Below are 23547 nucleotides of genomic sequence, written 5' to 3' on the forward strand. Positions count from 1 at the left end.
CTGGCGTCGCGTCGAGGAGCAGAAAATCATGTCCACACCACAGCAATTCCCGGCTTCGGAACGGCGCGTCGATCTCGATTGGGTGAGGATTGGCGCTTTCGGGCTTCTGATCTTCTACCACGTCGGCATGCTGTACGTGTCCTGGGATTTTCACATCAAGAGCGCGCACCGTCTGACCTGGCTCGAGCCCGTGATGCTGCTGCTCAATCCCTGGCGGCTGTCACTGTTGTTCCTCGTTTCCGGCTTTGCCAGCCGCTTCATGCTGCGGAAGTACCATCTCGGTGCTTTCATCCGCTCGCGATCGGCACGGCTTCTGATCCCACTGGTCTTCGGAATGCTCGTGATCGTACCGCCGCAGTCCTATCTGCAGATCGTCGAGGCGCTCGGCTATCCGGCGGGCTTTGCCGATTTCTACACCCGGCACTATCTGGCGTTCGGTTCGCAGTTCTGTCCTAATCCCTGCATCGTGCTGCCGACCTGGAACCATCTCTGGTTCGTGGTCTATTTGTGGGTCTACACCGTCGCGCTGGTCGGCCTGCTCTGGCCCTGGCCGGCGCTCGCCGATCGGCTGGGAACGCGGCTTGCCGCGCTGCTCGCCGGTCCCTGGGTTCTGATCGTGCCTTGCCTGCTGTTCGTGGTCTGGCGGCGGTTCCTGTTCCCGGCCTTCCCGTCGACGCACGCGCTGTTCGGCGACTGGTACAACCACGCGGACTACGCGACGGCGTTCCTGATCGGCTTTCTGCTGGCGCAGCAGGACAGCGTCTGGCGCGGCATCGAGCGTCAGCGCTGGATCGCGCTGGTCGCCGCCGCAACTCTGTTCGCCCTGTTCATCGGAGTTCGCGCCGGCCTGCTCGCGCCGTCGCTTGTGCCGAGATGGTTCGCGAGCGCGGCCTATGGCTGCTATCAATGGCTCGCCATGGCCGCCGTGCTCGGCTTCGCGCGGCGGCACTTTACGGCGGACGGGCCTGTGCGGCGCTATCTGACCGATGCGATCTTTCCCTATTACATCGTGCATCAGACCGCGATCATCATGATCGCGCATGCGCTGCGGGGAAGCGGCCTGTCGGCCGGAGGCGAGGCCGCAATTGTGATTGGCGGCACGGTGCTCACCTGCATTGCCACCTATGAGGCGGTGCGGCGGATCGCCTGGCTGCGGCCGCTGTTTGGATTGCGATTGGAGGTGCGCCGGCCCGCAGGCTTGGCGCAGCAACCGGCCTGACACCATCGGCCGGGTGGCGATTGGCGCGCGGGCAAAAGGTGCTAAGAGGGCGGCATGCCCGACCGCGTCTATCTCGACTGGAATGCGACCACGCCGCTGCGCCCCGAGGCGCGGTCGGCGATGCTCGCGGCCTACGACCTGATCGGCAATCCGTCCTCGGTCCATGCCGAGGGGCGGGACGCTCGGCGGCTGGTCGAGGAGGCGCGCGCGGTGCTTGCCGCGGCGGTCGGCGCGCAGCCCCGTAATGTCGTCTTCACCTCGGCGGGAACCGAGGCCAATGTGCTGGCACTGTCGCCCGGCCTGCGAAGTTCATCCGGCGGGCCGGTCGAGCGGCTTCTGGTCTCGGCGGTCGAGCACGCCTCGGTGCTGGCCGGCGGCCGTTTCGCTGCGGATGCGATTCGACAGATCCGGGTGACCCACTCCGGCCAGGTCGATCTCGGCCATCTCGGGGCGCTGCTCGATGGCGGGCCGCCGGCGCTGGTCTCGATCATGGCCGCCAACAACGAGACGGGCGCACTTCAGCCGATTGCCGAGGCAGCCCGCATCGTTCACCAGGCCGGCGGTCTCATGCATGTCGACGCGATCCAGGCGCTCGGGAAAATCCCGTTCGATATCAAGGCGGTGGGAGCCGACCTTGCGACTCTTTCTGCACACAAGATCGGTGGGCCCAAGGGCGTCGGTGCACTGGTGGTCGCCGAAGGACTTTCGGGATTGGAACCCGTGCTCAGAGGCGGCGGTCAGGAGCTCAACCGACGGGCGGGAACCGAGAATGTTGCGGGGATAGCCGGCTTCGGCGCGGCGGTGAAAACAGCCCTTCATGCTCTGCCGGAGAATGCGGACCGGATCGCAACCCTCAGGAATCATTTGGAAAACGGCCTTCGGTCGATCGCTGGAGCGACGGTGTTCTCAGGGGATGTCGAGCGGTTGCCGAATACCACCTTGTTTACGGCGCCGGGCCTGAAGGCCGAGACCGCGGTCATCGGGTTTGACCTCGAAGGTATCGCGGTATCGTCCGGTTCGGCCTGTTCCTCGGGAAAGGTCCAGCCCTCGCAGGTCCTAACCGCCATGGGGTTCGATCCTGGGGTCGCCCAGGGAGCAGTGCGCCTCAGTCTGGGCTGGTCCACTGAACCCGGGGACATCAATAAGGCGTTAGAGGCTTGGCGAAAGCTCGGTAATACCCTACTTAAGAGCTAAGCGACGAAACACGGCTTGAACGGTTCTAAGCGCGTGCTTTCCGCCAAAAAACATCGTAATACACACCGTAATACTCGTCCGAGTTTGATCCACCGCGGTCCTTGAAACCGCGAGCGGAGGATGGAATGCCAGCCGTACAAGAGACGGTCGAGCGCGTGAAGCGCATCGACGTCGACCAGTATCGTTATGGGTTTGAGACCCTGATCGACTCCGAAAAGGCCCCGAAGGGTCTGTCGGAAGACATCGTAAAGTTCATCTCGCAGAAGAAGAACGAGCCCGCCTGGATGCTCCAGTGGCGGCTGGAAGCCTATCGGCGCTGGCTGACCATGACCGAGCCGACCTGGGCCCGGGTCGACTATCCCAAGATCGACTTCCAGGACCTCTATTATTACGCGGCGCCGAAGCCGAAGAAGACGGTCACCTCGCTGGATGAGATCGATCCGGAGATTCTGAAGACCTACGAGAAGCTCGGCATTCCCTTGCGGGAAGTCGCCATGCTCGAAGGCGTCGAGCCCAAGCCCGGCGAGGAAGACCCGAACCGGCGCAAGATCGCTGTCGACGCGGTCTTCGATTCGGTTTCGGTCGCGACCACCTTCAAGGCGGAGTTGAAGAAGGCCGGCGTGATCTTCATGCCGATCTCGGAGGCGATCCGCGAACATCCCGAACTGGTTCAGAAATATCTCGGCTCGGTGGTTCCGACCTCGGATAATTTCTACGCGACGCTGAACTCGGCGGTGTTCTCCGACGGTTCGTTCGTCTACGTGCCGCCGGGTGTACGCTGCCCGATGGAGTTGTCGACCTACTTCCGCATCAACGAGCGCAACACGGGCCAGTTCGAGCGCACGCTGATCATTGCCGACAGGGGCTCCTACGTATCCTATCTTGAGGGCTGCACCGCGCCGCAGCGCGACGAGAACCAGCTTCACGCCGCCGTGGTCGAGCTCGTCGCGCTCGACGACGCCGAGATCAAATATTCGACGGTGCAGAACTGGTACCCCGGCAACTCGGAAGGCAAGGGCGGGATCTACAACTTCGTCACGAAGCGTGGTGACTGCCGCGGCAACAATTCCAAGATTTCCTGGACCCAGGTCGAGACCGGTTCGGCGATCACCTGGAAATATCCGAGCTGCATCCTGCGCGGCGACAATTCGAGCGGCGAGTTCTATTCGATCGCGATCTCGAACGGCTTCCAGCAGGTCGATAGCGGCACCAAGATGATCCATCTCGGCAAGAACACGTCGAGCCGGATCATCTCGAAGGGCATCGCGGCCGGCAAGTCGCAGAACACCTATCGCGGCCTCGTCACCGCGCATCGGAAAGCGACCGGCGCGCGCAACTTCACGGCCTGCGATTCTCTGCTGATCGGCGACAAATGCGGCGCACACACCGTGCCGTACATCGAAGCCAAGAACTCCTCGGCGACGTTCGAGCACGAGGCGACGACGTCGAAGATCTCCGAGGACGTGCTGTTCTACTGCATCCAGCGCGGCCTTTCGCAGGAGGAGGCGGTCGGCCTCGTCGTCAACGGCTTCGTCAAGGACGTGCTTCAGCAACTCCCGATGGAGTTCGCTGTGGAAGCGCAGAAGCTGATCTCGATCTCGCTCGAAGGATCGGTCGGATAATCCGGACCTCATCCCGGGAGGCCGCCAATGGCGGCCCTCTCGCAGGATGCACCTTGGAATGATTGTTGGCCTCAGCCCTTCGAGACGCGCTTTCGGTGCTCCTCAGGGCGAGGGAATGGATGGAACAAGACGATGGCTTTGCTTGAAGTGAAAGACCTGCAGGTTCGTGTCGAGGAACGTGAGATCCTCCATGGGCTGACGCTGACCGTGAACGAAGGCGAGATCCACGCGATCATGGGGCCGAACGGTTCTGGCAAATCGACGCTCTCCCACGTGATCGCCGGCAAGCCCGGCTACGAAGTCACCGGCGGCCAGATCCTGTTCAAGGGCGAGGACCTGCTGGAGATGGCTCCCGAGGAGCGTGCCGCCAAAGGCGTGTTCCTGGCGTTCCAGTATCCGGTCGAGATTCCCGGCGTCGCCACCATGAACTTCCTGCGCACCGCGCTGAACGCGCAGCGCAAGGCGCGCGGCGAGAGCGAATATTCGACGCCGGACTTCCTGAAGAAGGTTCGCGAGGTCTCGAAGTCGCTGAACATCCCGCAGGACATGCTCAAGCGTGGTGTCAATGTCGGCTTCTCCGGCGGCGAGAAGAAGCGCAACGAGGTGCTGCAGATGGCCCTGTTCGAGCCGAGCCTGTGCATTCTCGACGAGATGGATTCGGGCCTCGACATCGACGCGCTGCGGATCGCGGCCGACGGCGTCAATGCGCTGCGCTCGCCCGGGCGCGCGATGGTCGTCATCACCCACTATCAGCGGCTCCTCAACTACATCGTGCCTGACGTGGTGCACGTGATGTCGAAGGGCCGGGTCGTGAAGAGCGGCGGCAAGGAACTGGCGCTGGAGCTGGAAGCATCCGGCTATGCCCAGTTCGAGGATGCTGCGTAAGGATTGGTTGCGATGAACGTTGCTGTGGCAAAGACCGGGAGCGGCCGCGCGGTGAGTGATCTCTTCGCCAGCGCAGAAAGCCGCCTGCCAGGTTCGCCGGCCGTGATCGCGGTGCGCCGCAAGGCGTTCGAGACCTATGAGCGTCTCGGGCTGCCGCACCGCCGGATCGAGGAATGGAAGTACACGGATCTGCGCGCGCTGGTCGGCGAGGTGCTGCCGATCGCCGCCGCGCCCGATGCGGCCGCGTTGAAGCGCGCCGCGGACGCCGTGAACACGCATGCGATCGAAGGTGCGCGCAAGCTGGTTCTGATCGACGGCGTGTTCGCCGCCGAACTGTCCGACGTGAAGACGCTCGCTTCCGAGGTCGGCTTCAAGTCCCTCCGGGAAACGCTGGAGAAGGACGCCGCGCTGCTCACGACCGCCTCCACCGATGCCGTGATCGCGCTGAACGCCGCGATGGCGACCGACGGTGTCGTGCTGTCGATCGCGGACGGCACGCAACTGTCTGTTCCCGTCCAGATCATCCATGTCGCGACCGCCGCCGCGGCGTCCGCTTTCACGCGCTCGCAGGTGCGGGTCGGGAAGGGCGCCCGCGCCACCATCATCGAGAGCTTCGTCGCGGCCGGTGCCAAGACCTATCAGGTCAACGACGCGGTGATCGTCACGGTCGGCGACGATGCCGACGTCGCGCATATCCGCCTGATGGACGATGCGCCCGACGCGGTGAACATCACTTCGCAGTTCGTCACCGTCGGCGCGAACGTGAAGCTCAACTTCTTCAACATGACCACCGGCGCGGCCGTCAGCCGCCTGCAGGGCTTCGTCACGTTGGCGGGTGAAGGCAGCGAGCTTTCGGTCAACGGCGTGAACCTGCTCAAGAAGACCGAGCACGGCGACACGACGCTGGTCGTCGACCATGCCGTGCCGAACTGCGTCAGCCGCGAGACCTTCCGTGCCGTGATCGACGATCGCGCCCACTCGGTGTTCCAGGGCCGCATCATCGTCCGCCCGGATGCACAGAAGACCGACGGCAAGATGATGACGCGCGCCTTGCTGCTCTCGGACGAAGCCGAGGCCGATAACAAGCCCGAGCTCGAGATCTTCGCCGACGACGTCTCCTGCGGCCACGGTGCGACCGCCGGCGCGCTCGACGACAGCCTGTTGTTCTATCTGAAGGCCCGCGGCCTGCCCGAGAAGCAGGCGCAGGCGCTGCTGATCCAGGCCTTCGTGGGCGAAGCGATCGAGCAGATCGCCGATGACGGCCTGCGCGAGCACGTGATCGGCATCGCCGAGCGATGGCTGGAGCGGCGTCGATGAACACGCATCCCGCGGTCAAGAACGGCTCCTATGACGTTGCGCGCGTGCGCGAGGATTTCCCGGCGCTCGCCATGGAGGTTTATGGCAAGCCGCTGGTCTATCTCGACAACGCGGCCTCCGCGCAGAAGCCGCAGTCCGTGCTCGACCGCATGACCAAGGCCTATGTCAGCGAATACGCCAACGTGCATCGCGGCCTGCATTACCTCGCCAATGCCGCGACCGAGGCCTATGAGGGCGGACGTGCCAAGGTCGCGCAATTCCTCAACGCGCGCCGCACCGAAGAGATCATCTTCACCCGCAATGCCACCGAGGCGATCAACCTCGTCGCTTCGTCCTGGGGCGTGCCGAACATCAAGGCCGGCGACGAGATCGTCATCTCGATCATGGAGCACCACTCCAACATCGTGCCTTGGCATTTCCTCAGGGAGCGTCATGGTGCGGTGATCAAATGGGCGCCGGTCGACGATGAGGGCAATTTCCAGATCGACGAGTTCGAGAAGCTGCTGACGGCGAAGACCAAGCTGGTCGCGATCACGCAGATGTCGAATGCGCTCGGGACCATCGTCCCGGTCAAGGACGTCGTCAGGATCGCCCATGCCCGGGGCATTCCCGTGCTGGTCGACGGCAGCCAGGGTGCGGTGCACCTTCCGATCGACGTTCAGGACATCGACTGCGACTTCTACGTCTTCACCGGCCACAAGGTCTACGGGCCGAGCGGCATCGGCGCGCTCTACGCCAAGTACGACCACCTCGTGGCGATGCGTCCCTACAATGGCGGCGGCGAGATGATCCGCGAAGTCTCCCGCGACGTCGTCACCTACGGCGATCCCCCGCACAAGTTCGAAGCCGGGACACCGGCGATCGTCGAGGCGATCGGATTCGGCGCGGCCATCGACTACGTCAACTCGATCGGCAAGGAGCGCATCGCCGCGCATGAGCACGATCTCCTCACCTATGCCCAGGAGCGGCTGCGTGAGATCAACTCGCTGCGGCTGATCGGCACCGCTCGGGGCAAGGGACCGGTGATCTCCTTTGAGCTCAAGGGCGCGCACGCCCATGACGTTGCCACCGTGATCGACCGCCAGGGCATCGCGGTGCGCGCCGGCACCCATTGCGTGATGCCGCTTTTAGAGCGGTTCAATGTCACGGCGACATGCCGTGCCTCGTTTGGCATGTATAATACGCGTGAAGAAGTCGACCATCTGGCTCAGGCGCTGCTGAAAGCGCGGGATTTGTTCGCATGAGTGACACGGCCGAAGTCAAAGCCAATCCGATGGAAACCCATTCGGCGCTGCCGCCGGAGGAAACCGAGCGCTTGACCACCGAGATCATCGCCGGGCTCAAGACGGTGTTCGATCCGGAAATTCCGGCCGACATCTATGAGCTCGGTCTGATCTACAAGGTCGAGATCAAGGACGATCGTTCCGTCGACGTGCTGATGACGCTGACGACGCCGAACTGTCCGGCCGCCGGCGAACTGCCGACCATGGTCGAGAATGCGGTTGCCAGCGTTCCCGGCGTCGGCGTGGTCGACGTCAAGGTGGTCTGGGAGCCGGCATGGTCGCCAGAACGCATGAGCGACGAGGCGCGCCTCGTGCTCAACATGTGGTGACGCGTATCTCTGCTTCGAATCCTCGGGATTGAATTCGCTTCGCAACGGACCACATCACTGACATGACACAGGTAACACCAGCATCCACCCCGAAGCCCCGGCGCCCGCGACCGCAGGTGATGCGGCTGACGGATGCTGCCGCCCAGCGCATTTCCGAACTGACCCAGCGTGCCGATTCCGAGATCGTCGGCCTGCGCGTCGGCGTCAAGAACGGTGGCTGCGCCGGCCAGTCCTACACGGTCGAGTACGCCCACGAAGTCCGTCCGACCGACGAAGTCGTCGAGGACAAGGGCGTGAAGATCCTAGTCGACCCCAAGGCCGTGCTGTTCCTGCTCGGGACCGAGATGGACTACAAGGCCGACAAGATGCAGGCCCAGTTCGTCTTCAACAATCCCAACCAGGTTTCGGCCTGCGGCTGCGGCGAGTCGGTCGAGCTGCGTCCGGCGAACATCGACGGGTAAGACCGGCTCTCGCGAATCCACCGGCGTCGTCCGGCGAAAGCCGCGAACCCATGGCGCATGATCTTTTGGTGGCGCGGTGTCAGGGTCGTACTGGCACGACGATCCGTCTTCGCTAAACTCCCCCTGAGGCAACGGGTCCTGGTTCTTGCCGGGATGACGGGGAGGCAGCCTGGCCATGGACCGCGAATTCCTGATCGACCTCTTTGCCGGTTTTGGCCCCGTCACCATCCGCAAGATGTTTTCCGGCTACGGCATCTCGGTCGACGGCATCAACTTTGCGCTCGCGCTGCGCGCCGGCCTGTTCTTTCGTGCCGACGAGGCCACCATCCCGAGCTTCGAGGCCGAGGGTTCGAAACCGTTCCAGTATCAGACCCGTGCGAAGACCGTGCTGGTCAACTCCTATTGGGAATTACCCGCGCGTCTGTTCGACGATTCCGAGGAGCTTGCGCAATGGGCGAGGGCAGCGCTCGCCGCCGCGCAGCGCGCCAAGGTCAAGAAGCGACCCAAGGCAAAGAAGGCGGTGAGCAGGCCCGCGAAGAAAGCCGCCAGGCCTGTGAAGGGGCCGAAGACGACGCGCAAGAAAAGCCAGGCTCGAAAGCGCGCCGGGCGAACCGCTTGAGGTTCAGTCGAGGGCTTTTGTGAGGCCGACCCTCATATCCTTGGCCGTGAAGACGCAGGTGCCATCGGCGAGCACGCGGCCGTCGGCGATCCCGAGCACCAGCTTGCCGCGCCGGACCTGCCGCATGGCGACCTCATAGCGGACACATCGTGTCGCCGGTGTGACGACCCCCGTGGACTCCACCTCGCCGACGCCGATGGCGCGGCCCTTGCCCGGCGAGCCCGACCAGCCGAGCCAATAGCCGATCATCTGCCACATCGCGTCGAGCCCCAGAGATGCCGGCATCATCGGGTCGCCGCGAAAGTTGCAGTCGAAGAACCAGTGTCCTGGCGCGATGTCCAATTCACCGACGATGCTGCCTTTGCCGTACTCGCCACCCTCGAGGTTGATCTCGGTGATGCGATCCATCATCAGCATGGGCGGCGCCGGCAGTTGCGCATTGCCGTGGCCGAAATAGCCACCTTCGCTGGATCTCAGCAGTTCGTCCTTGGTGTAGGACGGCTGGGGCGCGTGAAAGTCATGAGGGTTGGGCAAGACGGCAAGTCCTCTCGACGCTCGCAATCATACGTCGGGAAAATGTCGGTCGGCAGGCTGGAATGTCAAGCACGTGCGATCGTGCGGCGAGCGGCTTTCTACGCCACCTGGCTGCGGGATTCCGCGACATACTCCGGGTCGGCCTCGCAGATCACGCGATTGCGGCCGTTGCGCTTGGCGGCGTAGAGGCAGGCGTCGGCACGTTCGATCAGCGCGTCGGTATCGTCGCCCTGCTTGAGCATGGAGACGCCGACGGAGATGGTGACGCGGCCGAGGATCTCGCCGGTCGATTTCTTCTTCAATTCCTTGGCCATCACGGCGCGACGGATGTGATCCGCGACGGTGAGGGCCTGGCGCAGCGCCGTGCTGGGCAGCACGACCGCGAACTCTTCGCCGCCATAGCGCGCGGTGATGTCCTGACCCTTGATGGTCTGCTTCAGCGACAGGCCGACCAAGCGCAGCACCTGATCTCCGGTGAGATGGCCGTAGGAATCGTTGAACGACTTGAAGTGGTCGATGTCGAACAGCAGGAGCGAGAGCGGCTCGCCGCTGGCGAGTGCGCTCTGCACTGCCATGCCGATCATCCGATCGAAATATTTGCGGTTGCCGAGGCCGGTGAGCGGATCGGTCAGGCTCTCGGCCCGGATCGCTTCCAGGCTCTGCTGCAGGTTGCTGATCTCGTTCTTCGACGATGTCAGCCGGTCTTCCAGCGCCTTGTTGGTCTCGCGCATCTCGCTGGTCGAGCGGACCAGCGTCTCGACGATCGATCTGATCTGCTCGCGGCTCTTCGCCGACGACAGCTTCTCGCTCGCTCCGGACAGGCTGGCATCGTAGGAGCTCGTCATTCCGAGCGCGTCGGTCAGCACCTTCATCACGTCGTCGATCTCGCCGATGACGCGGGCTCCGACCTTGTCGATTCGATCGGTGGTCTTGATGTGGGAGAGATAGGTCTCGTAGATCTGCTCGAGATCGCCTTCGGTCAGCTTGCCGTTCCGCGCCAGCGTCTCATTGATGATCTTGTTGAGCGGTGCGTTGTAGCCGGTGGCGTAGACGTACCAGATCTCGTAGTTGCGGGGGATTGCTGTTTGCCTGAGCGACCGGATCTGACCGAGAGCCACCTCGGCGAACGCCATCGTGCGTTCGTGTTCGTCGAGCACCTTGACCACAGAACATACCCCACAGCAGTCGGCGCGCCATCGACCGCGGCAATGCTTAAATTATGTTCGTAGGCTAACGGACGATCGTGAACGGGCGGTAAACGGTTGCCCGTCACGCACCCGCGGGCGAGCGCACCGGCCGCAGCAGAAATGCGGGAAGATGCGAGTGATCGCCGGGCTCGGTGTCGACCTCGCGCTGACGGCGCGGTTCGGGCCGGCCGATCGACGGCACATGCGACGCCTGAGCTTGCTGGCGCGAGCCGTGACGCGGCTCCTGCGCAGGCTTCGTGTCGGAGGAATGCCGTGCTTCGGATGCGTGACGCGCCTCGCCACGCGGTTCGTGATTGCGTTCACGGTCGTGGCCGCGCTGCTGACCGCGCGACGACTTGCCACGTCCGCCGCGTGAGCGTTCGCGACCACGCTGCTCGCGCGGACGTTCGCTCTGCTCGGCACTGTCGGCGTGCACCTCGAAGTCGCCCTCGGCGCGCGGAATGTTCTGGCCGATCAGCTTTTCGATCGCGGCCATCGACTTCTGGTCGAGCGGCGTGACGATCGAGATCGCCGTGCCGGTGCGGCCGGCGCGGCCAGTGCGGCCGATGCGATGGACATAATCGTCGGCGTGGTGGGGAACGTCGAAATTGAAGACGTGACTGACCTCGGGAATGTCAAGGCCGCGGGCTGCGACGTCGGAGGCGACGAGCAGCGGCAATTCACCCTTGCGGAACTGGTCGAGCGCGGCCATGCGGGCCGGCTGGTCCATGTCGCCGTGCAGCGCGCCGACACTGAAGCCGTGCTTCTGCAGCGACTTGTGAACGATCGCAACCTCGCGCTTGCGGTTGCAGAAGATGATTGCGTTCTTGAGGTCCTTGGCTTCGCGGAGCAGGCGGCGAAGCAACTCGCGCTTCTCGTGCGCCTCGCGTCCGGCCGGGACCTGGGATTGCGTGACCGTCACGGCGGTGGTGGCGGGCTTGGAGACTTCGACCTTCTGCGGATTGTGGAGGAAGGCCTCGGTGATGCGCCGGATTTCCGGCGGCATGGTCGCGGTGAAGAACAGGGTCTGCCGCGTGAAGGGGACGAGCTTGCAGATGCGCTCGATGTCGGGGATGAAGCCCATGTCCAGCATGCGGTCGGCTTCGTCGATGACGAGCAGCTCCACGCCGGTGAGTAGCAGGCCGCCGCGCTCGGTGTGGTCGAGCAGGCGCCCCGGGGTTGCGATCAGCACGTCGACGCCGCGCATCAGCTTGGCGTCCTGGTCGCCGAAGGAGACGCCGCCGATCAGCAGGGCGACGTTGAGCTTCTGGCCGGCGCCGTAGCGGTCGAAATTCTCTTTGACCTGCGCCGCGAGCTCGCGGGTCGGTTCCAGGATCAGGGTGCGCGGCATGCGCGCCCGGGCGCGACCCTTTTCGAGGATGGTGAGCATCGGCAGCACGAAAGCCGCGGTCTTGCCGGTGCCGGTCTGGGCGATGCCGAGCACATCCTTGCGTGCGAGGACGTGGGGGATCGCTTGTTCCTGAATGGGAGTGGGGTTGGTGTAACCCGTGGCCGCCACTGCGGCGAGGACTTTTTCGGACAGTCCGAGATTTGAAAAGGACATTGAGCCTCTGGTCGAAACCGCCGTTCGGAATCGAGGGTAAAAAGGCTGGTCGCGTTCCACCCCGAAACGGCGCGCTCTCAAAGAAGCTGGGGGTGCTGACTTACGCGAACAAAGCGCCAAGCTCAGGAATCGTGACCCGATCTGAGCTGCGTCGCCCCGGAACATAGGGCGGAATCGGCCAAAGTCAATGGAGCAGGCGCGGGAAGACCCTAAAAAACCTGAGGTTTTCGTCCAAATAGCGGGCGCGGCTGGGGTTTTCCGCCCGACTTCTGGCCGAGGTAGAGGCGGCCTGGGCCGCCATCAATGGGCTTCCGACGCCTGGGCCCGGAAATCACCGGGCGCCATGCCGTAGGCTGCGTTGAAGACCCGATAGTAGGTGGCGAGGCTCTCGAATCCGCAGGCGGTCGCGATGTCGGCGATCAGCCGTTCGGGCGCCTCGCGCATCAGGCGGCGGCTCTGCTTCAGGCGCTCATCGGTTACGGTCTGCGAGAAGCTCTTCTCCACCGTTTCGAACAGCATGTGCAGATGACGCACGGAAATGCCGAGCAGGTCCGCCACCATCGCCGGCGCCAGATCGGGATCACGCAGATGGTGCACGATCAGCCGCCGCGCCTGCGAGAGGCGGGCGACCCGCAGCGCGGCTTGTCCGCGCCGGCTGCCGGGCTGCACGACGCCGCGCTCGATCAGCGCCAGATGGGCCAGGGCCTGGACAAGCGGCGCCGCATCCGACGGGCCGCCGTCGTTCGCGGGAGCCTCGCAGAGATCGGCAAAACAAGTCGCGAGCAGCGGCGCGATGGCGGCATCGTCGAATACCTTGGGGGCAAGCTCACGCACGCGCTTGTCCTGCGTCGGCAGACCGCTCACGGGGATCTTCAGGATGCGCAAATGGAAACCCCCGGCGCCCAGCGGCACCGTGCGATAGGGCTGGTCGGTGTGGCTGGTGGCGAAGCTGCCATTGGCGATCGCGAAATCGCCCGTGCGCATGGCGTCGAACCTGCCGCCGCCGCCGAGTTGCTGATAGACGCAAATGCTGTCACCCGGCGCGTAGGCGATGTCGGCCCTGGTGCGCTCGACAGTGTAGTGCGAAGCTCTCAGCTCGACGAAACCGGCTCCCCCGAACTGGCGCAGCGAGAACTCGCCGAAGAAGTCGCTGCGTCGTTCGCGATCGAGTTCCGCCGTGACGCCGAACAATCCCCTGGCGCGTACCTCGCGCCAATAATCGAAGCGGTCGCCTGGCTCGACTTCGTTGGTGCACCAGCGATACACGGTGGCCCCCCGTCTCGGACAGAATTGCGCTTTGGAAAAGAACAGATTCCGGCCCATTCTGCTAGGCCATGCCGATGGAACCCGTCGCGTGCGCCGGTTGAACCCCTGTCATCGCTGGGCCGACTATGACATCAACGGCGGAGGTTCCCGACCTATTCGAGGGCGCCTGCTTGGGACGCCTGTAACGGGGACTTTCGATGGCGCGACGGCTTCTTGGAATTCTGGCGGCACTCAGCCTCGCGGCAGGCCTCGGCATCGCGACATCCGCGCATGCCGAAAAGCGCGTGGCGCTCGTCGTCGGCAACAATGACTACAAGAACGTCCCGAAACTGCTCAAGGCGGTCAACGACGCCCGCACCATGGGCGATACGCTGAAGCAACTCGGCTTCTCGGTCATGGTGGCCGAAAACCAGAACCGGCAGCAGTTCTCCGAGACGCTGCTGGCCTTCGACAGGGCGATCGAGCCCGGCGACACCGCGTTCTTCTTCTACGCCGGCCATGGCTTCGAGATCGCGGGCCAGAACTATCTGCTCCCGACCGACGTGCCGGCGGCGGCCGAGGGGCAGGAGGAACTGGTGCGCGATGCCTCCATCCTGGCCGACCGTGTCGTCGAGCGTCTCCAGAACAAGAAGGCGCGTACGTCCATCCTTGTGTTCGACGCCTGCCGTAACAATCCGTTCGAGCGCTCCGGCACGCGCGCGGTGGCCGGCGGCGGCGGCCTGGCGCCGATGACGCAGCTGCCCGAAGGCGTGTTCTCGGTGTTCTCGGCGGGCCCGCGCCAGACCGCGCTCGACCGCCTGTCCAACGACGACGCCAATCCCAATTCGGTGTTCACGCGCACGTTCGCCAGGGAGTTGCTCCAGCCCGGCGAGAACCTCGTCCAGGTGGCGCAGCGGACCCGGCGGCTGGTCAGCGAAATGGCCGAGAGCGTCAAGCACAAGCAGGTGCCGGTCTATTTCGACCAGATGGTCGACGACGTCTTCCTCAGCGGCGTGGCGAAGGATGCCGCCGCCCGTCCGGCCGATCCGCCCCAGAAGGTCGCGGCGCTGCCGCCGGTGTCGGTGCCCCGCGTGCCGAAGGAGGAGACCACCAACGCCCCGATCGCAAGCTTCTCGCGGCACAATGGCGGCTGGACCGTGGTGTTCTCCTTCGCCGATCCGACTCTCGGTATTTCCTGGCGCATGGCCGGCAACGGCGATTTCCGCGAAACCGGCTTCATGGACACGCTCGATCCGCGCACGCGCAAGCGAATGCCGAGTCCTTCGATCGAGTTGCCCGCAGACGCGCAGGCCGGCACGATCGAAGTCCGCTACGTCGATCAATCCGGCGACATGCAGGGCCCGTTCCCGATCCGGTTCGACCCCGAGGCTGCACTGATCCGGGATCAGCGCAAGATCCTCGACATGACGGCCACGAGTTGGCTGTCGTTCCGCGAGTTCAACGGGCTGCTCGTCTACTACACCCATCTGGTGTCCTACCGATGCGCCATCCGCGAGGTGCGCATCGGCATCGACACTGCCGTCCCCAACCAGGTGTTGAAGATGCCGCCCTGCGACATCCGCGACCCGAGCACGATCACCGCCGGCATGCCGCTGTACATGAAGCTCGCACCATCGACGCAGGTCGTCTCGGTCGAATTGACCTATCGCGACGGCAGCGTGTCGGAGATCAAGAGCTTCCGCACGGGGAACCGCAGCAACAATTGACAGCGGCTAGGCTCTCCCTGCGCTACAATCGGTCGCCTGGATCGAAAGTCCCGGAGGTCGGATCGTGGAAGCTCGCGCCTTGAAAGTTCGGTGCTGCATCGTCGGCGGCGGCCCCGCGGGGATGATGCTGGGTTACCTCCTCGGGCGCGCCGGCATCGACGTCGCCGTGCTGGAGAAGCACGCGGACTTCTTTCGCGACTTTCGCGGTGACACCGTGCATCCCTCGACGCTCGAGGTCATGGACGAACTCGGCCTGATCGACGGGTTCCTGAAGCTGCCGCATCAGCGCTTGCAGAAGATGGACGGGCTGTTCGGCGGAACGCTGGTGCGGATCGCGGATCTCGGCCGCCTGCACACGAAATATCCCTTCATCGCGTTCATGCCGCAATGGGACTTCCTGAATTTCCTGCGTGAGGCCGGCCGGCGCTTCCCATCGCTCAAGGTGCTGATGAACACGGAGGGCGTCGACCTGATCCGCCGCGGCGACACCGTCGCCGGCGTGCGCGCGACGACTCCCGACGGCCCCATCGACATCGAAGCCGACCTCACCATCGCCTGCGACGGCCGCCACTCGACGGTGCGCGAGCGCGCAGACCTTGCCGTGAAGGAATTCGGCGCGCCCATGGACGTGCTGTGGTTCCGCGTGGGCCGCCGCGCGGACGAAACCGAGGATCTGTTCGCGCGCGTCGAGCCGGGCAGCATGATGGTCACGTTCAACCGGGGCGACTATTGGCAATGCGCCTATGTCATCGCCAAGGGACAGTACGAGGTGGTGAAGGAGAGGGGATTGCAGGCGCTCCTCGACGACGTCGTGCGGATGGCGCCGATCCTGAAATCCGGAATTGCCGACGTGAAGAGCTTCGACGATGTCAAGCTTCTGACCGTGGCGATCAATCGCCTGCCGCGCTGGACACGGCCGGGGCTGCTCTGCATCGGTGATGCCGCGCATGCGATGTCGCCGGTCGGAGGCGTAGGCGTCAATCTCGCCGTCCAGGATGCCGTGGCGACGGCGAACCTGCTGGCCGACAAGTTGCGGCAGGGGTGCCCGTCAGAGCACGAACTGGATGCCGTCCGACGTCGCCGCGAGTTTCCGGTGAAGATGACGCAGGCGATGCAGGTGGTAGTGCAGAACCACATCATCAGCGGCGCGCTCAGGGCAAGTGGGCAGCCGTTGAAGGTGCCGCTGGTCCTGCGCCTCATCACCGCGCTGCCGTGGCTGCAGGGCATTCCGGCGCGCCTGCTTGCAATCGGCGTGCGGCCTGAGCACGTGCATTCGAAAGCCGCCTAGAGGCAGGCCTGCGCGCGCGTGCCCGGCAGCGTAGGGATAACGACGCGTTAAATTCGGTGCCGCGCGTTGCGCCGCTGCAACAGCCCAAACGGATTCGAGACACGCGAATGCGAATCCCGATGCGCGCGATCGCGTGATTCCAATTTTAGTAAGAACTGTCTGTGAGCGTGCGCCCATCAAAGACAAGGGGTGTGTACCATGCGTAACAAATTGATTGCTGCCTTCGCCTGCACGACGGCTCTGGTCTCCACTGGCGCGGCTTCCGCTGCCGACCTCGCCGCGCGGCCCTACACGAAGGCGCCGGCCTATGTCGAGCCGCTGTTCAACTGGACCGGTTTCTATGTCGGCGGCCACATCGGTGGCGCCTGGACCAACGAGCAGTTCGTCAACAGCGCCAACACGAGCACCTTCGGCGATCTGGCGCCGGGGCAGGGATATCGTCAGCGTGGCTCCGGCATCATGGGCGGCGCGCAGATCGGCTACAACTGGCAGGCCAACAACTACGTGTTCGGCATGGAGGGCACGATCTCCGGGCTCGACAACAAGGGCACGGTTGCCAACACGCTGTTCGGCAACGCCGACGACGTGTTCTCCTGGCGTGCGAACGTGCTCGCGACCATCGTCGGTCGCGCCGGCTTCGCCGTTCAGAACAACCTGTTCTACATCAAGGGCGGCTACGCCGGCGTGAACAACCGCCTGTCTGTGAGCGACACCATCCCGAACCCGGCCACGGGCTCCGGTGGCCAGACCCATTGGGCCAACGGCTGGACCGTCGGCGCGGGCTGGGAATACGGCATCACCCGCAACTGGATCATTGGCCTCGAATACAATTACGCGGCCTTCGGCAGCCAGACCTACCAGCTCGGCGGCACGTCGGGGAATTACTCCTTCGATGCCAAGCCGCGCGATCTCCAGTGGGCCGTCGTGCGCGCGAGCTACAAGTTCGACGCGCCGGTCATCGCCCGCTACTGAGCCTTTCGACCAGACGTGATGCGCGGAAGCCCCGGGATGCCCCCCGGGGCTTCTTCGTATTGGCCGGGAGAGCACATTGGCTGCCGGACGAGTCGGCCGTTCGGAGGAAGCTTCTCCGTAATATGACCGGCAACGTGCATATCTGTGCAGAAGATATGTGCCGGACGCACATTTCCGTGGCAGTCGCGCAACATTCACGGGAGAAAGCGGCAGGGAACTCAGGGGTGCGACATTTTGGACTAGTCGCGCGTGAACCGCTGTCCATAATCCGGATCGATTGTTTCTGGATTTCAAGGGGTGGCTATGAACAGGCATTTTGGGTGGCTGGTTGCGTCGATTGTTTCTGTCGGTGCGTCGGGACAGGTGATGGCAGCTGACCTTGCCGCGCGTCCCTACACCAAGGCGCCGCCGGCTCCGATCGCAACGGTCTACAACTGGACCGGCTTTTACGGTGGCTTGAACGGTGGGTACGGCTGGGGCAGCAGCACCGGCAATCTCGTCGGGAATTCCGGGGGCATCGCGATCCCGGCGGCGATTGCCGGTGGCACCATTCCGACCGCGTTGGGAGTTCGCCCGGAGGGTTGGCTCGGCGGCGCCCAGATCGGGTACAACTGGCAATATAATCAGGTCGTGTTCGGTCTCGAGGCCGACATTCAGGGCGCCGGGATCAAGCAATCGGTTGGGATCTCGCGCGCTGCGGTCGTCGGGTTGTTGCCCACGTTCAGCACCGGCTCGAGCGAGCTTGACTGGTTCGGCACCGTGCGTGGCCGGATCGGCTATGCCTGGAATACCGTCCTTCTCTACGCCACGGGCGGCCTAGCGTATGGCGGCGTGTCGGACAGCGCGTCGAGCGCGACCGTTCCGCCTCCGCCGGCAGGCTTCGGATCGAATGGGGCGACTCGCGTGGGCTGGACCGCCGGCGCCGGCGTCGAATGGGCCTTCACGCCGAACTGGACGCTCAAGGGTGAATACCTTCACGTCGATCTCGGCAGCTCGAATACGACCGTCGTCTTCCCGGCCGACTTCCTCGTCTACCGCTTCCAGCATCAGTACGACATGGTTCGGATCGGTGTGAACTACAAGTTCACGACCGGCGGGGCGGTCGTTGCCAAATACTGAGTTCAGTATCGCGTAATCCTTCCTGACCACCAGCAATGGCCCCGGCTTCCAGCCGGGGCTTTTTTCGTCTCAGCTCAGGCCATGACCGAGAAGCCGCCATCGACGGGAATCGCGGTGCCCGTGACGAAGTCCGATGCGGGTGAGGCGAGGAACACCGCGATGCCGGCGAAATCGTCGATGTCGCCCCAACGTGCAGCCGGCGTGCGCGCCAGCACCCGCTCGTGCAACCCCGACACCTGCTGCCGCGCGCCGCGGGTCAGATCAGTGTCGATCCAGCCCGGCAGGATGGCGTTGACCTGGATGTTGTCCGGCGCCCAGGCATTGGCGCAGGCGCGCGTGAACTGAACGATGCCGCCCTTGCTCGCCGCATAGGCCGTCGCGAAGCTCGCCCCGAAGATCGACATCATCGAGCCGATGTTGATCACCTTGCCATGGCCCGATGCCTTCAGCGCCGGATACGCGGCCTTCGAGCACACGAAGGCGCTGGTGAGGTTGGTGTCGATCACCTTGTTCCATTCGTCGAGCTCGAGCTCGTGCGGCGGCTTGCGGATGCTCATGCCAGCATTGTTGATGAGGATGTCGAGGCGGCCGAGATCCTTGACGACGCGCTCCACCATGGCGTTGACCGCTGCCTTGTCGGTCACGTCTGTCGTGACCGCGATCGCCTTCACACCGCGCTGCTTCAGGTCGGCAACGGCGGCGGCCGATTTGGCTTCGTTGCGCCCGACCACCGCGATGTCGGCGCCGGCATCGGCAAGACCATGGGCCATGCCGAGCCCGATGCCGCCATTGCCTCCCGTCACGACCGCGACCTTGCCGCGGAGATCGAACCGGCTGGATGTCATGCTTCGGTACCCCTTGCTGCTTTGGATTCTCTTATTGGTTGCTCTGCCAGATCAGCACCAGTCCGAAGCCCGCCATCGCTGCGCCGTAGCCGGCCCATTGCAACTGATTGACCATGAAGCTCGATCGCGGCCAGGCGACGGTGCCCGTGCCTTGTCCGATCCAAAGCAGACCGACGGCGAGAGCAAACAGGCCTGCGATCAGCAGAAATCTGCGCATGCATTCCTCCCCATTGGTCCGCTTCTGTCGCGTCGCGCGGTGTGAACGATCACCTCGGGACACGAGAGCATGGTGCCAGACTAGCCGCAGCTTCGGTTCGGATACAATGGGCTGCGATAGCGGGATGGCAGAAGGAGCCGATGTTCACGCGAACCACGCCGCGGGAATCGCTTTGTCATGCACACAACGAAAAAGCCCCGGACGATGCCGGGGCTTTGACGTTTGGCCGTAGGGGCCGGATCAGTACTTGGCGACGACCGGGCCGGTCCAGTTGAAGCGGTAGACCAGCGAAGTGGAAATCGTCTGGTTCCAGCTGTTGGCACGGATGTCGCGACCGACGGCGACGTTGGTGCCGTCGAAGAGCTCGTTCGAGGTCTTGGCGTTGTAGAAGGCCGAACGATATTCGGTCTTCATGAACCAGCCGGGCGAGGTGATGCCGAAGAAGTTCAGGCTGTTCTCGACACCGCCGCCGACGAACCAGCCGTTGCGGTTGTAGCCGTTGAGGTGGATACCGGCGGGAACGCCAGCCAGGTTCGAGAAGTTCGTGCTGCCGAAATGAGCGCCCGAGTAACCGCCGTTGACGTAGGAGAGAACGTTCGGAGCAACCAGCCAGCCGAGGCGGATACCAGCGGCCCAGGAGTCTTCGAGCTTCTGGCTGCCGGTGAGGCCGCCCGCAGCGATCGGATCCTGAATGGTGGCGCGGATGCTGCCGAACTGACCGTCGGCGAACACGCCGGCGACCCAGGTGGTGTTGAACTGCCAGTCGTAGCCGAGGCCGACGGTGCCGAACCAGCCCGAGCCGCCCTGGCGCTGGTCGATCGTCAGCGGGGTGCCGGTGAGCGTGTCCTGAACGTGCTGGTCGGCATTCGAGAGACCGCCGCCGCCGCCGCCGAAGATGTAGAAGCCGGTCCAGTTGGCAACCGGCGTGGGAGCCGGGGCCTTCACGTAGGGACGGGCTGCGAGGTCAGCAGCCGAGGCCGTACCGGTCATCGCCACCGCAGCGGTCAGCGCGAGCAAAAACTTCTTCATCTTAAAATCCCCAACCTTGGTCTGCGTGGCAGGCGCGAGCGCACTGGAGTTCGTTTCGTCTGATGGCTGGACTATAGACGTTTCGCACCGAAATGCTGTTGCCGGGCAGGCACAGTCGCGGGAAAACGCGGTCTCGGAAGGATTTCGGAGGCCTTCCGCAAGAGCGAAATAAATTAAGCGATTTCAGTGCCTTGCGTCATTTTATTGATTTGCGGATTGGGTAACTTCTCGTTAGCAAATTCGGCCTTGCCGGAGATCGAGGCAATCCTGCATCAGCCGTGGCGCCGGTGAGTCGTTGGCCGAGTCGCGGGGCGGGGTGTCCAGTCCCGTTTGATCAACCAGGCGTCGCAGGGCGTCCGCCAGGGATGGTCGGGAAAAAGCGGTCCCGGCAAACGAAAGCCCCGGTGGTAAGCCGGGGCTTCGATGGGCGATCCTGCAACCTCTGCGGCGGTTGAACCTGGTTTCCAGCAAGCGAGGCGGCCGCCGCCTCGATATATCCGGGAGAAACCGGCATTCTTCGGTGCTGGTGGTCCTGAAGTCGGGGCATGTGAGCCGCACAGGACGCTACCGCGCGGCTCATGCGCCGCGCGGTTCTTCAGACGTCCAACAGTTCTTCGTTGGCGAACTCGGCCTTGTCCGAGATGAACGCGAAACGCGCTTCGGCCTTGGTGCCCATCAGGCGCTCGACCGAATCCGCCGTCGTGTCACGGTCGTCGGCAAGCAGCACCACCTTCAGCAAGGTCCGCTTGCTCGGATCCATGGTGGTTTCCTTGAGCTGCGCCGGCATCATTTCGCCGAGGCCTTTGAAGCGGTTCACCTCGACCTTGGCGTTGGCGTTGAACGTGCTCTTGATCAGCTCTTCCTTGTGCTTGTCGTCGCGCGCATAGACCGACTTCGTGCCATGAGTCAGCTTGTAGAGCGGCGGCACCGCGAGGAAGAGGTGGCCTTCGTCGATCAGCCGCGGCATCTGGCGGTAGAAGAAGGTGATCAGCAGCGATGCGATATGGGCGCCGTCGACGTCGGCGTCGGTCATGATGATGATGCGCTGATAGCGCAGATCCTCCTCGCGATATTGCGCGAGCGTGCCGGAGCCGATCGCCTGCACGAGATCGGAGAGCTGGGCATTCGCCGTCAGCTTGTCCTTGCCCGCCGAGGCGACGTTGAGGATCTTGCCGCGCAGCGGCAGCACCGCCTGGGTCTTGCGATCGCGGGCCTGCTTGGCGCTGCCGCCGGCCGAGTCGCCCTCGACGATGAAGAGCTCGGAGCCTTCGGTGCCGGCATCGGTGCAGTCGGCGAGCTTGCCCGGCAGCCTCAGTTTCTTGCCGGCGGTCTTGCGCGCCGTCTCTTTTTCCTGGCGGCGGCGCAGCCGTTCCTCGGCGCGATCGATCACGAAATCGAGCAGCCGGTTGGCCATGTTCGGATTGCCCGACAGCCAGTGGTCGAACGGATCCTTCATCGCCTGTTCGACGATGCGCTGCGCTTCGGCCGTTGCGAGGCGATCCTTGGTCTGACCCTGGAATTCGGGTTCGCGCACGAACACCGAGAGCATCACGGCCGCGCCGACCATGACGTCTTCCGAGGTGACGGACGCTGCGCGCTTGCCCTGGCCGACGCGCTCGGCGTGATCCTTCAGGCCGCGCAGCAGTGCGCTGCGCAGGCCGGACTCATGCGTACCGCCGTCCGGCGTCGGCACGGTGTTGGTGTAAGACGACAGGAAACCGTCGGCGTCCGCAGTCCAGGCCACGGCCCATTCGCAGGCGCCGTGCGCGCCGTTGCGGCCCGACTTGCCTGAGAAGATGTCGGGATGCACCAGCGTGTCGGCGTGGATCGCCGCCGCCAGATAGTCCTTCAGGCCGCCGGGGAAGTGGAACGTCGCTTCCGGCGGCACGTCCTCGATGCCCTTGAGCAGTTCGGGCGCGCAGTTCCAGCGGATCTCGACGCCGCCGAACAGATAGGCCTTCGACCGCGTCATCTTGAACAGGCGCTGCGGCTTGAACGCGGCCTTGGCCCCGAAGATGTCGGTGTCGGGCTTGAAGCGCACGCGGGTGCCGCGGCGATTGTTGATCTTGCCGAGATCCTCGAGCTTGCCCTTGGGGTGACCGCGCTCGAATGTCATGCGGTAGAGTTTCTGGCTGCGCGCGACCTCGACCTCGAGAAGCGAGGAGAGGGCGTTCACCACGGAGATGCCGACGCCGTGCAGACCGCCGGAGGTCTCGTAGACCTTGGAGTCGAACTTTCCGCCCGAATGCAGCGTGCACATGATGACTTCGAGCGCACTCTTCTTCGGGAATTTCGGATGCGGATCGATCGGGATGCCGCGGCCGTTGTCAGTGACGGTCAGAAAGCCGTCAGCGCTGAGTTCGACCCCGATGAAGGTCGCGTGGCCCGCCAGCGCCTCGTCCATCGAGTTGTCGATGACTTCGGCGAAGAGGTGATGCAGCGCCTTTTCGTCGGTGCCACCGATATACATGCCGGGCCGGCGGCGGACGGGTTCGAGCCCTTCGAGCACCTCGATGTCGGCCGCGGTGTAGTCCGCTTCCGCGCCGCTCGGACGTGCCGCCGCCTTCGCGGGCGCCCGGGACTTCGGCGCATCGGCGTCAAACAGGTCGTCTTTAGCTTTGGTTTTCAATTGCTTGGACATATATCTTGATGCGTTTTGAGGGCCGCGCAGGCGGCGAATCGGTTGGGCTGACTATGCCACGGCTGGCCTGGAAAGGTCACCGCAGGGCTGGTCGACCGGCGTGGTTGGGAGGCAAACCCGGCGATTTTGCGCCTTGGACGCGCGAATTCCCGGGAATTTGACGCGCCACTGCGTCGCCTGTCCGGTTTTGTGACTTGATGTCACGCAAGCCCTTGGCTTACCAGTCTTTTCCACCGGGCGGGACCGGTCA

General features: G+C 64.2%; 21 protein-coding genes. 13 read left to right on the forward strand and 8 right to left on the reverse strand.

What is annotated here, in order from left to right; genetic code table 11:
- Window positions 1-28 precede the first annotated feature (28 nt).
- The 9 genes from QM712_RS06995 to QM712_RS07035 all read left to right on the forward strand — a co-directional run bounded on the left by QM712_RS06995 (window position 29) and on the right by QM712_RS07035 (window position 8929).
- The gene (locus tag QM712_RS06995) at window positions 29-1219 is read left to right on the forward strand and encodes an acyltransferase family protein (protein ID WP_415022343.1); all 1191 of its coding nucleotides are present in this window, start codon (window positions 29-31) and stop codon (window positions 1217-1219) included.
- Between the two features lie 54 nt (window positions 1220-1273).
- Window positions 1274-2413, forward strand: coding sequence for a cysteine desulfurase family protein (locus QM712_RS07000; RefSeq protein ID WP_415022344.1), 1140 nt, complete (start codon window positions 1274-1276; stop codon window positions 2411-2413).
- Between the two features lie 125 nt (window positions 2414-2538).
- Window positions 2539-4035, forward strand: coding sequence for a Fe-S cluster assembly protein SufB (gene sufB / locus QM712_RS07005; RefSeq protein WP_415022345.1), 1497 nt, complete (start codon window positions 2539-2541; stop codon window positions 4033-4035).
- Between the two features lie 132 nt (window positions 4036-4167).
- On the forward strand, window positions 4168-4920 hold the full coding sequence (gene sufC / locus QM712_RS07010; RefSeq protein WP_415022346.1) for a Fe-S cluster assembly ATPase SufC: 753 nt from the start codon (window positions 4168-4170) through the stop codon (window positions 4918-4920).
- A 12-nt stretch (window positions 4921-4932) separates the two neighbouring features.
- Window positions 4933-6237, forward strand: a complete 1305-nt coding sequence (gene sufD, locus QM712_RS07015) for a Fe-S cluster assembly protein SufD (RefSeq protein ID WP_415022347.1) — start codon at window positions 4933-4935, stop codon at window positions 6235-6237.
- Window positions 6234-7481, forward strand: a complete 1248-nt coding sequence (locus tag QM712_RS07020) for a cysteine desulfurase (protein ID WP_415022348.1) — start codon at window positions 6234-6236, stop codon at window positions 7479-7481. The genes sufD and QM712_RS07020 overlap by 4 nt, the downstream gene beginning before the upstream one ends.
- The gene (locus tag QM712_RS07025) at window positions 7478-7849 is read left to right on the forward strand and encodes an SUF system Fe-S cluster assembly protein (RefSeq protein WP_415022349.1); all 372 of its coding nucleotides are present in this window, start codon (window positions 7478-7480) and stop codon (window positions 7847-7849) included. The genes QM712_RS07020 and QM712_RS07025 overlap by 4 nt, the downstream gene beginning before the upstream one ends.
- A gap of 62 nt (window positions 7850-7911) precedes the next feature.
- Window positions 7912-8310: a HesB/IscA family protein gene (locus QM712_RS07030; RefSeq protein ID WP_415022350.1), complete on the forward strand. Its 399-nt coding sequence runs from the start codon at window positions 7912-7914 to the stop codon at window positions 8308-8310.
- Between the two features lie 175 nt (window positions 8311-8485).
- A complete protein-coding gene (locus tag QM712_RS07035) occupies window positions 8486-8929 on the forward strand; it encodes a TfoX/Sxy family protein (RefSeq protein ID WP_415022351.1) in 444 nt (147 codons plus the stop codon).
- 3 nt (window positions 8930-8932) lie between these two features.
- Here the strand turns inward: QM712_RS07035 and fabA are convergent, their stop codons facing one another.
- The 4 genes from fabA to QM712_RS07055 all read right to left on the reverse strand — a co-directional run bounded on the left by fabA (window position 8933) and on the right by QM712_RS07055 (window position 13480).
- Window positions 8933-9463, reverse strand: coding sequence for a bifunctional 3-hydroxydecanoyl-ACP dehydratase/trans-2-decenoyl-ACP isomerase (gene fabA / locus QM712_RS07040; RefSeq protein ID WP_415022352.1), 531 nt, complete (start codon window positions 9461-9463; stop codon window positions 8933-8935).
- Window positions 9464-9561: 98 nt separating this feature from the next.
- Complete coding sequence (locus QM712_RS07045) at window positions 9562-10629, reverse strand: GGDEF domain-containing protein (RefSeq protein ID WP_415022353.1); 1068 nt, start codon at window positions 10627-10629, stop codon at window positions 9562-9564.
- Window positions 10630-10732: 103 nt separating this feature from the next.
- Window positions 10733-12214, reverse strand: a complete 1482-nt coding sequence (locus tag QM712_RS07050; protein ID WP_415022354.1) for a DEAD/DEAH box helicase — start codon at window positions 12212-12214, stop codon at window positions 10733-10735.
- 300 nt (window positions 12215-12514) lie between these two features.
- Entirely contained in the window at window positions 12515-13480 is a 966-nt protein-coding gene (locus tag QM712_RS07055) for a helix-turn-helix domain-containing protein (protein WP_415022355.1), read from the reverse strand.
- Window positions 13481-13677: 197 nt separating this feature from the next.
- Between QM712_RS07055 and QM712_RS07060 the strand changes: the two genes are divergently transcribed.
- From QM712_RS07060 to QM712_RS07075, 4 genes are all read left to right on the forward strand, one after another.
- Window positions 13678-15186 carry a caspase family protein gene (locus QM712_RS07060; protein ID WP_415022356.1) on the forward strand — a complete coding sequence of 503 codons (1509 nt, stop codon included), beginning with the start codon at window positions 13678-13680 and terminating at the stop codon, window positions 15184-15186.
- 79 nt (window positions 15187-15265) lie between these two features.
- Window positions 15266-16474, forward strand: coding sequence for an FAD-dependent oxidoreductase (locus tag QM712_RS07065; protein WP_415022357.1), 1209 nt, complete (start codon window positions 15266-15268; stop codon window positions 16472-16474).
- A 198-nt stretch (window positions 16475-16672) separates the two neighbouring features.
- Window positions 16673-17446 carry an outer membrane protein gene (locus QM712_RS07070; RefSeq protein ID WP_415022358.1) on the forward strand — a complete coding sequence of 258 codons (774 nt, stop codon included), beginning with the start codon at window positions 16673-16675 and terminating at the stop codon, window positions 17444-17446.
- Window positions 17447-17812: 366 nt separating this feature from the next.
- Window positions 17813-18565: an outer membrane protein gene (locus QM712_RS07075; RefSeq protein WP_415022359.1), complete on the forward strand. Its 753-nt coding sequence runs from the start codon at window positions 17813-17815 to the stop codon at window positions 18563-18565.
- 74 nt (window positions 18566-18639) lie between these two features.
- Here QM712_RS07075 and QM712_RS07080 read toward each other — a convergent pair whose 3' ends face one another.
- The 4 genes from QM712_RS07080 to parE form a co-directional block, all read right to left on the reverse strand.
- Entirely contained in the window at window positions 18640-19410 is a 771-nt protein-coding gene (locus QM712_RS07080) for an SDR family NAD(P)-dependent oxidoreductase (protein WP_415022360.1), read from the reverse strand.
- Between the two features lie 31 nt (window positions 19411-19441).
- Window positions 19442-19627, reverse strand: coding sequence for a hypothetical protein (locus QM712_RS07085; RefSeq protein ID WP_007609848.1), 186 nt, complete (start codon window positions 19625-19627; stop codon window positions 19442-19444).
- 240 nt (window positions 19628-19867) lie between these two features.
- The gene (locus tag QM712_RS07090) at window positions 19868-20656 is read right to left on the reverse strand and encodes an outer membrane protein (RefSeq protein WP_415022361.1); all 789 of its coding nucleotides are present in this window, start codon (window positions 20654-20656) and stop codon (window positions 19868-19870) included.
- Between the two features lie 595 nt (window positions 20657-21251).
- Window positions 21252-23297, reverse strand: coding sequence for a DNA topoisomerase IV subunit B (parE, locus tag QM712_RS07095; protein ID WP_415022362.1), 2046 nt, complete (start codon window positions 23295-23297; stop codon window positions 21252-21254).
- Window positions 23298-23547 lie beyond the last annotated feature (250 nt).

The organism is Bradyrhizobium sp., from assembly GCF_047605465.1.
In the GTDB taxonomy this organism is placed as follows: domain Bacteria; phylum Pseudomonadota; class Alphaproteobacteria; order Rhizobiales; family Xanthobacteraceae; genus Bradyrhizobium.

Bases quoted from the DNA above. Each gene is read 5' to 3' on its own strand.
- QM712_RS07030 (WP_415022350.1), top strand. From the start codon at position 7,912: ATGACACAGGTAACACCAGCATCCACCCCGAAGCCCCGGCGCCCGCGA.
- QM712_RS07090 (WP_415022361.1), bottom strand. From the start codon at position 20,656: ATGAAGAAGTTTTTGCTCGCGCTGACCGCTGCGGTGGCGATGACCGGT.
- QM712_RS07060 (WP_415022356.1), top strand. From the start codon at position 13,678: ATGGCGCGACGGCTTCTTGGAATTCTGGCGGCACTCAGCCTCGCGGCA.
- QM712_RS07025 (WP_415022349.1), top strand. From the start codon at position 7,478: ATGAGTGACACGGCCGAAGTCAAAGCCAATCCGATGGAAACCCATTCG.
- sufB (WP_415022345.1), top strand. From the start codon at position 2,539: ATGCCAGCCGTACAAGAGACGGTCGAGCGCGTGAAGCGCATCGACGTC.
- QM712_RS07080 (WP_415022360.1), bottom strand. From the start codon at position 19,410: ATGACATCCAGCCGGTTCGATCTCCGCGGCAAGGTCGCGGTCGTGACG.
- QM712_RS06995 (WP_415022343.1), top strand. From the start codon at position 29: ATGTCCACACCACAGCAATTCCCGGCTTCGGAACGGCGCGTCGATCTC.
- sufC (WP_415022346.1), top strand. From the start codon at position 4,168: ATGGCTTTGCTTGAAGTGAAAGACCTGCAGGTTCGTGTCGAGGAACGT.
- QM712_RS07085 (WP_007609848.1), bottom strand. From the start codon at position 19,627: ATGCGCAGATTTCTGCTGATCGCAGGCCTGTTTGCTCTCGCCGTCGGT.
- QM712_RS07020 (WP_415022348.1), top strand. From the start codon at position 6,234: ATGAACACGCATCCCGCGGTCAAGAACGGCTCCTATGACGTTGCGCGC.
- QM712_RS07070 (WP_415022358.1), top strand. From the start codon at position 16,673: ATGCGTAACAAATTGATTGCTGCCTTCGCCTGCACGACGGCTCTGGTC.
- QM712_RS07000 (WP_415022344.1), top strand. From the start codon at position 1,274: ATGCCCGACCGCGTCTATCTCGACTGGAATGCGACCACGCCGCTGCGC.
- QM712_RS07075 (WP_415022359.1), top strand. From the start codon at position 17,813: ATGGCAGCTGACCTTGCCGCGCGTCCCTACACCAAGGCGCCGCCGGCT.
- QM712_RS07050 (WP_415022354.1), bottom strand. From the start codon at position 12,214: ATGTCCTTTTCAAATCTCGGACTGTCCGAAAAAGTCCTCGCCGCAGTG.
- sufD (WP_415022347.1), top strand. From the start codon at position 4,933: ATGAACGTTGCTGTGGCAAAGACCGGGAGCGGCCGCGCGGTGAGTGAT.
- parE (WP_415022362.1), bottom strand. From the start codon at position 23,297: ATGTCCAAGCAATTGAAAACCAAAGCTAAAGACGACCTGTTTGACGCC.
- QM712_RS07035 (WP_415022351.1), top strand. From the start codon at position 8,486: ATGGACCGCGAATTCCTGATCGACCTCTTTGCCGGTTTTGGCCCCGTC.